The 15,715-nt window shown below is 38.2% G+C and carries 14 protein-coding genes and 1 other RNA gene; 5 read left to right on the forward strand and 10 right to left on the reverse strand.

Going from position 1 to position 15,715, the window contains the following annotated elements; all coding sequences use genetic code 11:
• Positions 1 to 33 precede the first annotated feature (33 nt).
• Both FUA48_RS18520 and FUA48_RS18525 read left to right on the forward strand, forming a co-directional pair.
• Positions 34 to 924, forward strand: coding sequence for a TolC family protein (locus FUA48_RS18520; RefSeq protein ID WP_240732574.1), 891 nt, complete (start codon positions 34 to 36; stop codon positions 922 to 924).
• Entirely contained in the window at positions 857 to 1,447 is a 591-nt protein-coding gene (locus FUA48_RS18525) for a TolC family protein (RefSeq protein WP_240732576.1), read from the forward strand. The genes FUA48_RS18520 and FUA48_RS18525 overlap by 68 nt, the downstream gene beginning before the upstream one ends.
• Positions 1,448 to 1,520: 73 nt before the next feature.
• On the opposite strand, the gene rny is transcribed toward FUA48_RS18525, so the two are convergent.
• The 4 genes from rny to FUA48_RS08875 all read right to left on the reverse strand — a co-directional run bounded on the left by rny (position 1,521) and on the right by FUA48_RS08875 (position 3,899).
• Complete coding sequence (gene rny, locus FUA48_RS08860; protein WP_129749519.1) at positions 1,521 to 3,086, reverse strand: ribonuclease Y; 1,566 nt, start codon at positions 3,084 to 3,086, stop codon at positions 1,521 to 1,523.
• Between the two features lie 55 nt (positions 3,087 to 3,141).
• Positions 3,142 to 3,248: non-coding RNA, 6S RNA (gene ssrS / locus FUA48_RS08865), on the reverse strand.
• 57 nt (positions 3,249 to 3,305) lie between these two features.
• On the reverse strand, positions 3,306 to 3,602 hold the full coding sequence (locus FUA48_RS08870) for a cell division protein ZapA (RefSeq protein WP_147583195.1): 297 nt from the start codon (positions 3,600 to 3,602) through the stop codon (positions 3,306 to 3,308).
• A 6-nt stretch (positions 3,603 to 3,608) separates the two neighbouring features.
• Positions 3,609 to 3,899: a DUF3450 domain-containing protein gene (locus FUA48_RS08875; RefSeq protein ID WP_147584972.1), complete on the reverse strand. Its 291-nt coding sequence runs from the start codon at positions 3,897 to 3,899 to the stop codon at positions 3,609 to 3,611.
• 178 nt (positions 3,900 to 4,077) lie between these two features.
• Here FUA48_RS08875 and FUA48_RS08880 point away from each other — a divergent pair, with 178 nt between their 5' ends.
• The 3 genes from FUA48_RS08880 (at position 4,078) to FUA48_RS08890 (ending at position 9,067) form a co-directional block, all read left to right on the forward strand.
• Positions 4,078 to 5,796, forward strand: coding sequence for a M23 family metallopeptidase (locus FUA48_RS08880; RefSeq protein WP_147583196.1), 1,719 nt, complete (start codon positions 4,078 to 4,080; stop codon positions 5,794 to 5,796).
• Positions 5,780 to 8,275, forward strand: coding sequence for a TonB-dependent receptor (locus FUA48_RS08885; RefSeq protein ID WP_394349205.1), 2,496 nt, complete (start codon positions 5,780 to 5,782; stop codon positions 8,273 to 8,275). The genes FUA48_RS08880 and FUA48_RS08885 overlap by 17 nt, the downstream gene beginning before the upstream one ends.
• A 66-nt stretch (positions 8,276 to 8,341) precedes the next feature.
• Entirely contained in the window at positions 8,342 to 9,067 is a 726-nt protein-coding gene (locus FUA48_RS08890) for a hypothetical protein (RefSeq protein ID WP_147583198.1), read from the forward strand.
• Here the strand turns inward: FUA48_RS08890 and FUA48_RS08895 are convergent.
• The 6 genes from FUA48_RS08895 to FUA48_RS08920 all read right to left on the reverse strand — a co-directional run bounded on the left by FUA48_RS08895 (position 9,064) and on the right by FUA48_RS08920 (position 15,626).
• Positions 9,064 to 9,762, reverse strand: coding sequence for a DUF2971 domain-containing protein (locus tag FUA48_RS08895; RefSeq protein ID WP_147583199.1), 699 nt, complete (start codon positions 9,760 to 9,762; stop codon positions 9,064 to 9,066). The genes FUA48_RS08890 and FUA48_RS08895 overlap by 4 nt on opposite strands.
• Before the next feature lie 68 nt (positions 9,763 to 9,830).
• Positions 9,831 to 10,454, reverse strand: coding sequence for an HAD family hydrolase (locus tag FUA48_RS08900; protein ID WP_168196958.1), 624 nt, complete (start codon positions 10,452 to 10,454; stop codon positions 9,831 to 9,833).
• A gap of 90 nt (positions 10,455 to 10,544) precedes the next feature.
• Positions 10,545 to 12,371, reverse strand: coding sequence for an ABC transporter ATP-binding protein (locus FUA48_RS08905; protein WP_147583201.1), 1,827 nt, complete (start codon positions 12,369 to 12,371; stop codon positions 10,545 to 10,547).
• A gap of 3 nt (positions 12,372 to 12,374) precedes the next feature.
• Entirely contained in the window at positions 12,375 to 14,102 is a 1,728-nt protein-coding gene (locus FUA48_RS08910) for a phospho-sugar mutase (RefSeq protein ID WP_147583202.1), read from the reverse strand.
• A gap of 39 nt (positions 14,103 to 14,141) precedes the next feature.
• The gene (locus FUA48_RS08915) at positions 14,142 to 15,092 is read right to left on the reverse strand and encodes a glycosyltransferase family 2 protein (protein WP_147583203.1); all 951 of its coding nucleotides are present in this window, start codon (positions 15,090 to 15,092) and stop codon (positions 14,142 to 14,144) included.
• Between the two features lie 3 nt (positions 15,093 to 15,095).
• Positions 15,096 to 15,626, reverse strand: a complete 531-nt coding sequence (locus FUA48_RS08920) for a DUF4199 domain-containing protein (protein ID WP_147583204.1) — start codon at positions 15,624 to 15,626, stop codon at positions 15,096 to 15,098.
• Positions 15,627 to 15,715 lie beyond the last annotated feature (89 nt).

Below are 15,715 nucleotides of genomic sequence, written 5' to 3' on the forward strand. Positions count from 1 at the left end.
TCCTCTTAAGGAGGAGCCTCTAAAATATCAACAATGAAAAATTTATATATATATCTTTTATCTGTTCTTTTTCTCATGCTAACAGGGTGTAAGGTCTCTAAGGATGTGGAAACTCCACAACCTGACCTCCCTGTAGCATACAGAAATGCAATTACTACCGCAGATACTTCGACAATTGCCGATATTGAATGGCGTACTTTTTTTCCGGATGCTACTTTACAGCAACTGATTGATAAGGCCCTTTCAGGAAATTATGACCTACAACAGGCCCTTAAAAATATTGAGGCTTCAAGATTATTACTTAAGCAGTCTAAATGGGGTAATGTGCCGCAACTTAATGCTTATGTAACGGCAAGCTCTACAATCCCCTCCGAAAACAGTTTAAACGGATTAAGCGCTAATAATTTTTTAGGGACAAGCCATGTAGAGAATTATGATGCCGGACTGTCATTATCATGGGAAGCAGATATTTGGGGTAAAATAAGTAGCAGGAAAAAAGAGGCTTTAGCCCAATATTTGAAAACTGAAGAGGCTAAAAAAGCAATACAAACGGAATTAGTGTCTGGTGTTGCTCAGGGGTATTATAACCTGCTTATGCTTGATGCGCAGTTAAGTGTTGCAAGAAAAAACCTTGATTTAAGTAATAATACTGTTCGTATAATACGAATGCAGTTTGAATCGGGGCAGGTTACCTCACTTGCCGTAGAGCAGGCAGAAGCGCAAAGGCTTAATGCAGCTCAAATAGTGCCAATGCTTGAAAAAGAGATTGTACTTCAGGAAAATGCACTTAGTGTACTTACCGGAGAGCTTCCGGCTGAAATTGCAAGAATAGCTTCTATAGATCTTGAACCTGTTTATGAGAATATTAACTACCGGTGTACCCGCAGCAGTTGTGAGCAGAAGGCCGGATATCAAAATGTTTGAATATGACCTTGCAGCAGCAAATGCAAGGGTAGGGGTTACAAAAGCCCAAATGTATCCTGCATTAAATATTACGGCATCTGGTGGTTTAAACTCTTTTAAATCGGATAACTGGTTTAATATGCCTTCTTCATTATTTGGTATTGTGGCAGGAAGCGTTGCTCAGCCTTTATTGAATAATAAAAGATTAAGGACACAATATGAAGTGGCTAAAGTAGAAAGGGAAAAGGCTGTGCTGGCTTTCAGACAGGGAGTATTGGTAGCTGTTAGTGAAGTCTCTGATGCTTTGGTAAAAATAGAAAAGCTTAAGGAAGAACAGCAGTTTGCTGAACAAAGGGTAGCAAGCTTACAAAGGGCTACCGGAAATGCTGACAAATTGTTTAACAGCGGGATGGCAAACTATCTTGAAGTGATTACTGCTCAAAGTAACGTACTTCAGAGTGAGCTAGACCTGGCAGCATTAAAGAGAGACCAGCTAAGTGCCCTGGCCGAATTGTATAAGGCTTTGGGTGGTGGCTGGAAATGATGGTGTTTATTGTTAAAAAGGAAAAGCTGCCCTTTCGGGCAGCTTTTTTATAATAAAACGGATTACTTCCGTATTATTTAGCAATATTAACAGCTCTGGTTTCGCGGATAACAGTAATTTTTACCTGCCCCGGATACGTCATTTCTGTTTGGATTTTGTGTGAAATTTCAAATGAAAGGTTAGCAGCCATTTCGTCGCTTACTTTTTCACTTTCAACAATTACACGAAGCTCTCTACCTGCCTGAATTGCATAAGCACTCTTAACTCCGCCAAATCCGTAAGCGATGTCCTCAAGGTCTTTAAGGCGCTGGATATAAGAATCAAGAACCTGTCTTCTTGCTCCCGGTCTTGCACCTGAAATAGCATCACAAACCTGAACGATAGGAGACAGAAGTGATTTCATTTCAATCTCGTCGTGGTGAGCACCAATAGCGTTGCAAACTTCTTCTTTCTCACCATATTTCTCAGCCCACTGCATACCAAGTAATGCGTGTGGAAGATCACTTTCTGTATCCGGCACCTTACCTATATCGTGTAATAGACCTGCTCTTTTTGCAAGCTTAACGTTAAGTCCAAGTTCTGCAGCCATAAGTCCGCAAAGCTTAGCAACTTCGCGAGAGTGTTGTAGAAGGTTTTGTCCGTAAGAAGAACGGTATTTCATTCTACCTACAATTTTGATAAGTTCAGGATGTAATCCGTGGATACCAAGGTCAATAACCGTACGTTTACCAACTTCAATAATTTCGTCTTCAATCTGTTTTGCTGTTTTAGCAACAACTTCTTCAATACGTGCAGGGTGAATCCTACCGTCTGTAACAAGTTTGTGAAGTGCAAGACGAGCAACTTCTCTTCTTACAGGGTCAAAACAAGAAAGGATGATAGCTTCCGGAGTATCGTCAACAATAATTTCAACTCCTGTAGCCGCCTCAAGGGCACGGATGTTTCTACCTTCGCGACCAATAATTCTACCTTTTACATCATCCGATTCGATGTTGAATACAGATACACAGTTTTCAACAGCTTCTTCCGTACCAATACGCTGAATAGTGTTGATAATGATTTTCTTAGCTTCCTGTTGTGCGGTAAGCTTAGCTTCTTCAATAGTATCCTGTATATGAGACATAGCAGTGGTTTTAGCCTCTGCCTTAAGGCTCTCTACAAGCTGGTTTTTAGCTTCCTCTGCCGATAGGCCTGAAATAACTTCAAGTTGTTCTACCTGGCTTTTGTGTAGCCTGTCAATCTCAGCCTGCTTTTTGTCAAGAAAATCTATACGGTTGTTGTAATCGGTAATTTTAGCTTCAACTTCGTCGTTAAGCTTTTTTGTTTTAGCAAGCTCATTAGAAACCTGAGATTCTTTATCACGGGTTCTTTTTTCAGCCTCGGCAATTTTTTTGTCTTTGCCAAGTATTACCTGTTCATGTTCTGCCTTTAGCTCAAGAAATTTTTCTTTTGCCTGCAGTAATTTATCCTTTTTAATGGCTTCGGCATCTGTCTTGGCATCTTTTAATATTGATGCCGCCTCCTTCTTCGCGTTTTTAATAAGAGTGGAAACGTTTTTCTTCTCCAGGAATTTTGCAATCCCGAATCCGAATCCGATCCCCGCGATGCTGCCAATAATTATCAATAGTGTCGAGTCCATAGTTTGTTTATGTAAAATATATATATAAAAAAAGCCTACATCAGGAAGATTGTATAAACTCGTAAAGACAAGTTTTGGGCTAACCCGCTGTTCAAGGATCTGCTCAAAGGCAGCTTGCTTTAGTAGCGATGATTCACCCATTTTAATTTGTTAGTGTTGAGTTTATCAAATATGTACTAATGTAGGCAGTATTTTTGACGTATGTTTAAGAACGTTTTTTTATTTATCTGAGAGGAATTTACCCAGTTTTTCATCCATCTGCTGCAGTCTGTTAAAAGCTTCTTCAAAGTCGGTAGACTTGTCAATCTGCTTTTGTTCAACCTGTGCTGCAAACTGCAACGCACACATTGCCAGTACATCCTGCTTGTCTCTTACGGCATAGTTTTCTTCAAACTGCTTGATCATGGTATCAATCTTTTTGGAAGCGCTTCTCAGGCCTTCTTCCTGTGCCGGGGTTACTGTTAACGGGTATACCCTGTCGGCAATTGATATCTTTATCTTTAGTTTTTCATCCATTTCCTGCTAGTCAGAAAGTTGTGCTATGCAATAATCAATTTCGCGGATCAATGAATTTATTTTGAGTTTTGTATCCCTCTTATTTTCGTCACTGCCCAGTAATGAATTGGCGGTTTTTAGCGATTCAATCTGCTTTTGCAGAGAAGCTATTTCCTGTGCCTGACCACTGATAACCGAAGACGAACGCGTAATTTCGTTCGCCAGTTCCTGATTTTGCCTTTCAAGCTTTTCCGTTTTCTGGACCAGCTTTTGCAGCTTATTTTCAAGAGAATCAACTATTTCGGATAATCCGTTCATTACAGTCAACTTCATTACATGATTCTACAAAGTTAATATTACTTTAATTACATACAACTGTTTGTTATAAAAATTATTACAATATCTTTATGTTTACCGTAATAATTTGTTATGTAAACAGTTATAACAAACAGATTTTGGCACTATTTTTTCGGGTGCTTTTTTATAATTTAGCCATATGAGAATTTTCTTTTTACTTCTATTATATTCAACCGCTTTATTTGCCCAAAACACTTATCCCGAGGACTATTTCCGTTCCCCAATGGATTTGCCGTTGCACCCTTCGGGGACTTTTGGTGAGCTTAGGCGCAATCACTTTCATGCCGGTATAGACTATCGTACCGAGCAAAAAACCGGACTGCCTGTTTATGCCGCTGCCGAAGGTTATGTGTCGCGCATTAGGGTTTCCAGCTATGGGTATGGTACGGCTTTGTATATAGATCATCCTAACGGATATACCACGCTTTATGGGCATTTAAGTGAATATGCTACAAAGATTGAGGAGTATGTGAGAGCTAAGCAATATGAAAAGAAAAGTTTTGATATAGAGTTATTCCCAAAACCGGGAGAATTGCCTGTTGATAAAGGCGAACTCGTTGCGTTATCCGGTAATACGGGAGGTTCCGGTGGGCCACACCTTCATTTTGAATATCGTGATACCAAAACTGAGGAGATAATCAATCCGTTATTCTTTGGTTTGAACAAGATAATGAAAGATACCCAAATGCCTACGGTTTATGGCATGATGGCTTATGCTTTGGGGGATAAGGCTGTGGTAAATGAATCGGAAAAACCGGTTACACTGCACTTGAAATTACTAAAGGACGGGACTTATCTGGCCGATAAGATATATGCCAGAGGTAACGTTGGGCTGTCTATAAATGCTACCGACAAGAGTACGGGAAGCCTGGGTAATAACGGTGTTTTTAAAGTTGAGACTTTTGTAAACGGATCACCGGGTTTTAAGGCTGTTTTCGACCAGTTTGCTTTTGATGAGTCGCGTTATATCAACTATTATATAGATTACCAAAAGTATATGGCTAACGGGCAGCGTTTCCAAAAGCTTTTTGTAACAACCCCTTATCCTTTGGACGTGATTAGGGATAACGCCACAAACGGACAGATTGAAGTTAAGGAAGGAGAAACGGTAAACTACCGTATTGTGGTTTCTGATTTTCACGGCAATAAGAGGGTGGTGAACGGGATTGTTGAGTTTAGCGACAAGCCTGCAACCATTACACAGCCAAAAAAGATAACGCCTTATTTTGTTAAAATGGCTAATGATAACAGCTATACAAAAGACGGGGTTTCGGTTTTTATTCCTGCTAATACACTGTATGAAGACTTTTACATGGACTTTGATGTAAAAGATTCAATCTTATATCTTCATGACGATTCGGTTCCGGTTCATGGCAATATTATCGTTTCTTTTGACGTTAGCCATCTGTCGCCCGAAGTGCTGCAAAGAACATTTATAGCTGGTGTAGACGGTAACAGAATTCTATATAACAACAGTTATATGGAAAACGGCAAGCTAACGGCTAAGGTAAGATACTTGGGTAAATTTAAGCTGGCGCAGGATAACACGCCGCCTAAAATATTCAGCCCTAGCTTTGCAGAAGGCAAATGGCTAAGTTCAAACAAAACGTTTAGCCTTAAGATTAGTGATGACCTTTCGGGTATCGCTACCTTTGATGCCTGGCTTAACGGTAAGTGGATATTGATGCATTATGACTACAAGACACGCATAATTTATCATAATTTTAGTGATGGTATTGTAGATGAGGGGCGTAACGATTTAAAAGTTACGGTTACCGATAATGTGGGAAATTCTGCTACCTTTGAAACACATTTTTTCAGAACTCAAAAAACAACGTCTGTTGAAAAAGATAAATAAGTTATTTACGCTGGCTTTTTTACTGGTTAGCGCTGTAGTATTTGCTCAACAAAAGCCTATTATGTATGGTATACTTCTGGACGAAAACAGGCAGCCTATAGAAGGGGTTAATGTTTATTATGCCGATATTGAAGGTACTGTAAGAACCATATCTGATGTTAATGGTTTTTATAAAATTGAAATTCCTATAGAGAGGGAAGTTGTGGTGTGGTTTGAACATACAAGCTTTAAGCTGTCTTCATTAGATGTTGTGATGCAGGCTAATGATACGGCAGAAATGAACTTTATCATGCTTACGGGGCATACAGAGCTGCAAAATGTTGTTATAGATAAAACTGTAGACAGGAAGAGGGTCGAGGGGATTATAAGCGTATCTCCCGAAACGATAAGGAAAATACCCGGAGCAATGCCCGGAGTGGAAAATATAATTAAGATTATAGGAGGTAATTCCAATAACGAGCTTAGTACACAGTATGCTGTGCGAGGCGGTAATTATGATGAAAACCTTGTGTATGTGGAGGATGTGGAAATATACCGTCCTTTCCTTATCCGTTCCGGTCAGCAGGAAGGTTTAAGTTTTACAAATACTGCGATGGTAGAAAATGTAGATTTTTCTGCCGGAGGATTTCAGGCCAGATATGGAGATAAGTTGTCGTCGGTTCTTGATATAACTTACAGGAGGCCGGTAGATTTTGGGGCACAGCTTGAAGCCAGCTTTTTAGGAGGTAGCCTAACGGTTGAAGGAGTCTCTAAAGATAAAAAATGGAATGCGGTTGTAGGCGGGCGTTACCGTGATAACAGTTTATTGGTAAACAGTCAGCAAACCGAAACAAACTACAAACCTACTTTTGCAGATATACAGACAATGGTAAACTTTAATCCTAATGAAAAGTGGGAAATAAGTTTTTTAGGAAATGTATCTGAAAATAAATATCATTACCAGCCTTTTTACAGGCAAACCAACTTTGGAACCATAGACGACCCTATTGCGCTTCAGATATTTTATGACGGACAGGAAAAGGATGAGTACAAAACCTATTTTGGTGCTTTAAAATCAACTTACATTGTATCTGAAGATTTTACCCTAAAGGTAATAGGTTCCATATACCATACTCAGGAGCAGGAACACTTCGATATATTGGCGCAGTATGCACTTGGAGAGGTAGATACCAATATTGGTTCTGAAACTTTTGGTGACGTGCGTTTTGCCAGGGCTGTAGGTTCAGAACTAAATCACGGTCGTAATGATCTTGATGCCTTAATTGTAAATGCAGAGGTAAAAGGATTTCATGATCTGGAAAAGAATAAAATTGAATGGGGTGTAAAATATACCCGTGAAGATATTCATGACCGCTTGGTAGAATGGCAGGTTATAGACTCTGCAGGTTTTTCGATAAATCCGCCAATTGTAGATTTACCACGTAACGATCAGCCCTATAATCCATATACAGGTCCGCTTGTACCTTACAGCGGAGCAAGGGCAACAAATTTTACTCAGGTAAACAGGTTTTCGGGATATGCACAATGGAGCAGAAGAGCAAAATGGGGTAGAAGTGAGGTTTGGATGAATGCAGGTGTGAGGGCACAACAATGGCAAATAACCGCAAGAGGTTATGAAGATGGCGACAGTAAAATTGTAGTTAGCCCAAGGGCACAATTTTCAATAAAACCGGCTTGGGAAATGGATATGCTTTTCAGGCTTTCAGGAGGATATTACTACCAACCTCCTTTTTATCGTGAGTTAAGGGCGCAGGATGGTTCTATAAATACCAATGTAGATGCACAGCGTTCGGTTCATGTAGTGTTGTCTAACGATTATAGTTTTAAAACTAAAAAAGGCAAGAAATTCAAGTTAGTATCTGAGGCTTATTATAAAACCCTTACGGATGTTAATACCTATACTTTAGAAAACGTAAGGATAAGATACCGCGCTAACAACGATGCCGTTGCATATACTTACGGACTGGATATGAGGCTTAACGGGGAGTTTGTGCCGGGTACAGAGTCTTGGCTGAGTTTTGGATACATGAAAACCGAGGAAAATCTTAATGATAGGGGATATATATCACGTCCAACCGACCAGAGACTTAAGTTTGGTATCCTTTTCCAGGATTATGTGCCTAACATCCCTAATATCAAAATGTATCTTAATCTGGTTTATAATACAGGGCTTCCGGGAGGTTCTCCTTCTTATGCCGATCCTTATATTTATCAGTCAAGGCTTAACGATTATCGTCGTGCCGACATAGGTTTTTCTTATGTGTTTACAGGGCCGGGAGTTGAAAAGAAATATGACGAAGATCATTGGCTTTCTACGTTTAAGGAGCTTTCACTGGGCTTAGAGATATTTAACCTGTTTAATAACCAAAATGCTATTACAAATACATGGGTGAGGGATGTGTATACTAAAAATCAATATGGTATTCCTAATTATTTAACATCACGCGTATTTAGCCTTAAGCTTTCGGCCAGGATTTAATTTTTTGAAACATTTTGTTTATTTTTGATATGGTATTCAATACAGGATACCGATATTCCCTATACAATGAAAAAAGTTGCTGTTGTTATATTAGCCCTTACGTCATTATTCACCATTAGCTGTAAAAAAGAAGAAGAAAAACCTAAGGTGAAATATGAAGAATCTATTGAAGCTAAAAAGGCTGTGAGAAAGCCGGATTCTTCTCAGATTAAGGTTGCCGATCTTCCGGTACATATGGAAGGAACAAAATACCTTATCCATCCGGTAGGGGATATGCGTATTTATGATGACAACATTAAAACATACGGAAGTAGCAGGATGAATAATGTGAGCTACGCAATATCTAACTATAACCGTTATGAGCTTACCGGTTATTTTGAAAACCTTAAATTTCAACACATAGATTCTACAGCCTTAAATCCGTTAACAGATAAGCTTGTACAGATACAAACAGCCACTTATTTAAATACTGTTGCCGAAAGGACCAAAAAACAAATTTTAGTATATACTCTTGTTGATAGTGATACCAACCAGGATGGTAAAGTAGATTCTAATGACATTCGCTCTTTATATATAAGTGATATAAGCGGAAAGAACTTTACCAAGCTTTCTAAAGATATGCAGGAGCTTATAGACTGGAATATTATAGATGCTCAAAACAGGCTTTATTTCCGTACTATTGAGGACATCAATAAGAATGGTGCTTTTGATAAGAACGACAAAGTGCATTATCAGTATTGCCAGCTTAATTCCGGTGAATGGACGGTGGAAGCTTATGAGCCTGTATACTAAATAAGGATATCGCTTTCCAAATCCGATTTTTCAATATTAAAATTAAAGCCCAATTGTTCCATAAGTTGGAAAACCAGGTTTTTATACCAGTTCTCTGATTTGGGGTGTATGTATACTTTTTCTATAAGTTTATTGATATCGATATTTATCTTGACACCTTCATTAATATTAAGATTGTGTTTGGTAAGGTTTGATATTATACGAACCTCTCTTTCATACTGAAAGCTTTTTCTTTTAAACAGGAAAGGGAAAAAGTCATTATCAAACGGAATGTATTCTTTTTTGTAATCTATATACTTAACCTCGCCTATATGCTGTTCATAGCGTGTTTCAGGCTGTAATGCTTCTTCTAGCCTTTTTACAGTTGATTGTATGGCAAGCCCTTCACTATTCTGGGTAAATATCTGCCACATCGCATATGATTCATATTCGTTTATATGCCAACTGCTTATTACCACATTTTCACGATGGGTTTTATAGGAGTCCAAAAATTCAGGATTGTTTTCAGATATTTTTTTCAGTTCCTCAAAAGTGGGCTCGCTGAAAGTGCCTTCATACTGGTCTTCAAATTTATCAGACCGCGACATAAAGAGTTGTTTGCATAACAGGAGATCCAGAAACTTAGACAGGTCAAGGTATTTCCATACTATAGTGTCGGCATCCGGACGCGTTATCTGCTCATTAGAAACATGCATGGGAGGGATATTTGTACTTAAAGTTACGAATGTTCCTTATTACTACGGTTAAAAAAGTGTTATTAGTTTTAACTGTTAAGGAAAATATCTTTAAGATCTTTAAAATGATCTATAACATAAGTAGCCGATTTAATATCATGCCACCCAAACTTATTGTATAAAACGGTATCTATACCTAAATCCTTTGCAGCCTGAATTTCCGATTTTGGATCATCACCTACCACAAGAACTTCTTCAGGTTTGTAGTTATAGCGTTTCAATATACTGTCAAACACTTCCTTTTTACTGGTAAGTACAGGGTTTACAACATGAATTTCCTTAAAGTCATTTTCAATACCAAGATGCTTGATTTTAGAATACTGCATTTTTTCAAATCCAGTAGTAACCAAAAAGCGCTCGGCCTGTATGTTTTTAATCTCGGGATAATCCTCAAAAGCGGCTATAGGTTGGCTGTATTCAAGGCTTTCCTGAACGTCAATAGCTTTTTGGGTTAAGTCATCACTAAGGCCGAATTCCTTGGCTACGAGCCTGAAAGGTGTTCTCATGGTTTCCTTTTTAATAGCTTCAAGATTATCGCTGTGAAGTCCTGTTTCGGCGATAAGGTCAAAAAGGGGCGCGAAAAGTTTGTCACCTATTGCATGTACAGGGTATATAGTATTGTCAAGATCGTATATTATAGCTTTTTTAGGCATAGTAATTTTTTTACAAAATTATCGTATAATGAGAATGGCTGCAATATTGCAGCCATTCTTAACGTATTATTATCATATAACGTTATAGTCTTATTCAAACGACTGCATGGCGACCAGCTTTTTGTAAGTGCCGTCTGCTGCCATAAGCTCATTGTGAGTACCCTGTTCTACAATACGCCCTTTTTTCATTACTACAATTCTGTCGGCCTTTTGTATGGTAGATAGCCTGTGTGCAATAACTACTGAAGTACGGTTTTGCATCATGTTTTCAAGCGCTTGTTGTACCAGTCTTTCACTTTCTGTATCAAGAGCAGAAGTAGCTTCGTCAAGAATCATGATAGGAGGGTTTTTAAGTACGGCACGGGCAATACTTAAACGTTGTTTTTGTCCGCCCGAAAGTTTATTACCACTATCGCCTATATTGGTATCTATGCCTTTTGGAAGATCTTTTACAAACTCGTAGGCATTGGCAATTTTAAGTGCTGCCATAACTTCTTCTTCGGTAGCATCAGGTTTACCCAGCATTATATTGTTTCTGATAGTATCGTTAAACAGAATGCTGTCCTGGGTAACAAGTCCCATAAGCCCGCGTAACGAATGCAAACTTAAATCCCTTATGTCAGTTCCGTCTATTCTTACGCTTCCTTCCTGTACATCATAAAAACGGGTAAGCAGGTTTGCAATGGTACTTTTACCACTACCGGACTGACCTACAAGTGCAACGGTTTGCCCTTTAGGTACGGTTAGCGAGAATTCTTTAAGTACGTTTTCATCTTCGTATCTGAAGTTGATATTTTCAATGGAAATGCTGTTGTCAAAAGAGGCTTTTTCTATAGCTCCCTGTTTGGTTATGATAGGATTATCCTGTTCCAGTATTTCCATAACACGTTCGGCAGCTGCATTGCCTTTCTTTACGTTGTATGAAGCTCTTGAAATGGCTTTTGCGGGAGTAAGGATATTGTAAGCAAGTCCCATGTAAGAGATGAAGTCGGGTGCGTCTAGTGTGCCTTCCACAAGTACCATGTGTCCTCCAAACCATAAAAGGGCAGCAATAACTACTATTCCTAAGAACTCACTTAATGGAGTGGCTACGTTTTGTCTGTTTAGTATTTTATTTGACAGGTGAAAAAAACGGTTGTTGGATTCACCAAACTTACCTTCAAAAATCTTTTCGGCATTAAAACCTTTAATCACTTTAAGTCCGCCCAGTGTTTCTTCCAATATAGAAAGAAAATAGCCCTGTTCTCTTTGTGCTTTATCGGATTGCCTTTTTAATGACTTGCCTACAATTGATATAAGCCATCCTGAAAGCGGAATGAAGATAAAAACGAACAGTGTTAGCTTAACGCTTATTACAAACATTGTAATGATTGTAAAAAGTATTGTTAACGGTTCGCGTACTATAAGCTCCAGAATAGAAAGGAAAGAGTGCTGTATTTCTAATACGTCTGACGATATCCTCGACATGATATCACCTTTTCTTTTTTCTGAAAAGAACGAAATAGGTAATGCTACCGTTTTATTATAAATGGCATCTCTTATGTCTTTAAGTACTCCGTTTCTTAAGAAAGTAATAAAGTACATTGCTCCATAGTTGCAAAGGTTTTTGAGAAGGAACAGGGAAATGATGAGCCCTATCATTATGGAAAGAACATATTGTTGTCCGTGTTCATCTGAGGTGGTACTGATGTAATACCCCATATAGTCTTTTAGGTATCTTCCGGTATCTCTAAAGCCTTGATATACAGGTTTGGTGAAAATCTGTTCTTCCTTTTCAAAGAGAACAGTCATCATAGGTATTAGTGCAACAAAAGAAAGTGCGCTGAATAAAGCATACCAAACATTAAAGAATATATTTAGGTAAGCATACCTTTTGTAGGGTTTCGCAAAGCGAAATATTTTTTTAAAGTAATCCATTTATTATATCAAATTCATCTCTTGTACAATATTCCTGATTTTCTGATCAAGAATTGCCTCCACTTCACGGGCATTCTCCACTTTATCAAGTGTACTGTTTACGCTAAAGTAAAACTTGATTTTTGGCTCTGTACCGCTTGGTCTTGCGCATATTTTTGTGCCGTCTTCCAGATAATAGATAAGCACGTTAGATTTTGGCAAAGTTAACGCTTCTTCTTCACCTGTAAACATATTTTTTGCAGTAGACGATTGGTAATCTTCAATCATTACAACACGTTCTCCGTCAATTTCCTTAAGCGGATTTTCGCGTAGGTCAATCATCATCTGTTTTATTTCCTGAGCACCATCCATACCTTTTTTGGTTAATGATATCAGGTACTCTTTATAGAAACCATATTTAACGTATAGTTTTAAAAGTTCCTGATAAAGTGAACTTGCATTGGCTTTTGCCTGTGCAGCCAGTTCACATAACAATAGGGTAGAGGTAACGGCATCCTTATCTCTAACGAAATCGCCTACCATGTATCCGAAGCTTTCTTCACCACCACCAATAAACTGCAGTTCAGGGAAGTCAACTATCATTTTGGCAATCCATTTAAAGCCGGTAAGTCCTACTTTAAAGTTTACGCCATAGTCACTTGCCAGATCCATTATCATTGGTGTAGATACTATAGTAGAACCAATAAACTGCTGTCCGGTTATTTTGCCTTGCTTTTTCCATTGCTCTAAAAGAAAGTGAGTCATCAGTATCATGGTTTGGTTACCATTTAACAATGTCATAACTCCCTGTTCGTTTCTTACTGCAACACCAAGCCTGTCGCTATCTGGGTCAGTACCTACAACAATATCAGCATCTACCTCATTAGCCAGTTCTACTGCCATTGCCAGTGCTTCAGGTTCTTCCGGATTTGGAGATTTTACAGTAGGGAAATTTCCGTTTGGTGCTGCCTGTTCTGCTACAATATGCACATTACTGTAACCTGCATTTTCTAGTAAATCAGGTATAAGTGTTACCGATGTACCATGTAACGGAGTAAAAACAATCTTTAAGGCACCTTTTACCTCCTGAGGTGTATTGAAAGTTGCTGCCTCAACAGAAGCGCCCAAAAATGCTTTGTCAACTTCGCTGTCTATATATTCAATAAGATTTTCGTTTGCATTAAAGTTGATCTGATCATATTCTAATGCTTCAATAACCTTTATAATTTCTCCATCCTGAGGAGGTACAAGCTGTCCTCCATCCTGCCAGTATACTTTATAGCCGTTATATTCCGGTGGGTTGTGTGATGCGGTAAGTACAATACCTGCATGGCAGCTTAGGTGTCTTACAGCAAAAGATAGTTCCGGAGTTGGCCTAAGGTCACTAAACAGATATACTTTAATTCCGTTTGCAGAGAAAACATCGGCTACAGTTTTAGCTAATGTGTCGCTGTTGTTACGGCAGTCATAAGCTATAGCAACTTTTATTTCCTGTTCTTTAAAAACATCTTTCAGGTAATTGCTAAGGCCCTGAGTAGCTTTGCCAAGTGTATATTTATTAATACGGTTAGTGCCGGGCCCCATGATGCCTCTCATTCCGCCGGTTCCGAATTCAAGATTCTTGTAGAAGCTGTCCTCAAGTTCTTTTGGTGAAGACGTCATCATTTCCTTAACAGCTTCCTGCGTCTGGCTGTCAAAAAGAGGTGAAAGCCACACATTAACTTTATCAAGTATCGATTGGTCGATATGCATATCTTTTATATTTAGAAAAAGACATATTAAATATGTCTTTTATAAAGTTTCACTTATTTTATAACGTTCTTCATTGCTTTTTGTTCTTAGGATTATCTCTCCTAAAAAGCCTGCTAAGAATAACTGTGTACCAATTATCATGGTGGCAAGCGCTATATAAAACCAAGGGTTGTTTGTAACCAGTATTGCCGGTTCGTTATGGTATAGCTTATAAAGCTTAGTAATACCTATATATAAAGCCGAAAGGAAACCTATTATAAACATAACTACTCCCATAGCGCCAAAAAGGTGCATAGGTCTTTTACCAAAACGCGAAAGGAACCATATAGTGATAAGGTCAAGAAATCCGTTAATGAAACGGCTCATGCCAAATTTTGAGATTCCGTATTTACGGGCCTGATGTATTACAACCTTTTCACCAATACGGCCAAAACCTGCATTTTTAGCAAGTACCGGAATATAACGGTGCATTTCTCCTGAAACCTCTACGTTTTTAACCACTACATTTTTGTAGGCTTTAAGTCCGCAGTTAAAATCATTAAGCTTTACACCTGATGTTTTTCTGGCGGCCCAGTTAAAAAGTTTAGATGGTAGGTTTTTAGATATCACCGAGTCATAACGCTTCTTTTTCCAACCTGAAACAAGATCAAATCCCTGTTGTGTAACCATATTGTACAGTTCCGGTATTTCATCCGGACTATCCTGCAGGTCGGCATCCATAGTAATAATAACATCACCTTGGGCTTTGGCAAAACCGGCATGCAATGCCTGCGATTTACCATAATTACGTAAAAAGCGTATACCTTTTATGTATGGATTTTGTGCAGCAAGCTGCTCTATAATGCCCCACGAATTATCTGTACTGCCGTCGTCAATAAAAATAACCTCATAGGTATAATTATTGGCGGTCATTACATTAACAATCCACTGGTGTAATTCTTTTAAAGACTCCTCTTCATTAAGGAGTGGTATAACTATGGATAAGTTCATTAATTATTGCTCGTGTGTTGGAGTTTTCTTGAATGCAGCTGCTACGATAAGGCCTATTATTATATATAATACTAATATAAAGAAGTAAGACTTTATCATATTAAAAACACTATAACTATCAGTATTTTTAATAGATTCTACCTGCTGTTTTAACTGCTCAACAGGAGCATTATATTTTTCCCCAAAATGAATAGTAATGTCAATTAAATGTTGTCTAATCACATCTTTTGCGGCTGGATCAATAAAATTCAATAAGATTATATTAAAGACAGTGCTGATTGCAAGGCCTATTGCCAATGTTATGAAGAAAGTTGTAAAAGCTTGTTTAAAGCTTATAAAGCCATTTTGAGCAACTTTTGCCTTAACTACAGATATTATGCCAACTATCAGACCTAAAAAAATGATGCCGATACCCAGCCACATGTTAACAAAGTATTTTAAGTCAATGCTATACATTGCTACATAACATAATACAAAAATTACCCCTAATATTACCCCAAAGTTTATCCCGTTCTTTTTTACTGCTTCTGTCATTGCTGTTATTTTTTGATTGGTTTGATTTTAATCTACAAATATACTAATTACACTATTAATGAGTCGCTAAAAATATAATATCGTTACAG

Origin of the sequence: Flavobacterium alkalisoli (assembly GCF_008000935.1) — a bacterium.
Classification (GTDB): domain Bacteria; phylum Bacteroidota; class Bacteroidia; order Flavobacteriales; family Flavobacteriaceae; genus Flavobacterium; species Flavobacterium alkalisoli.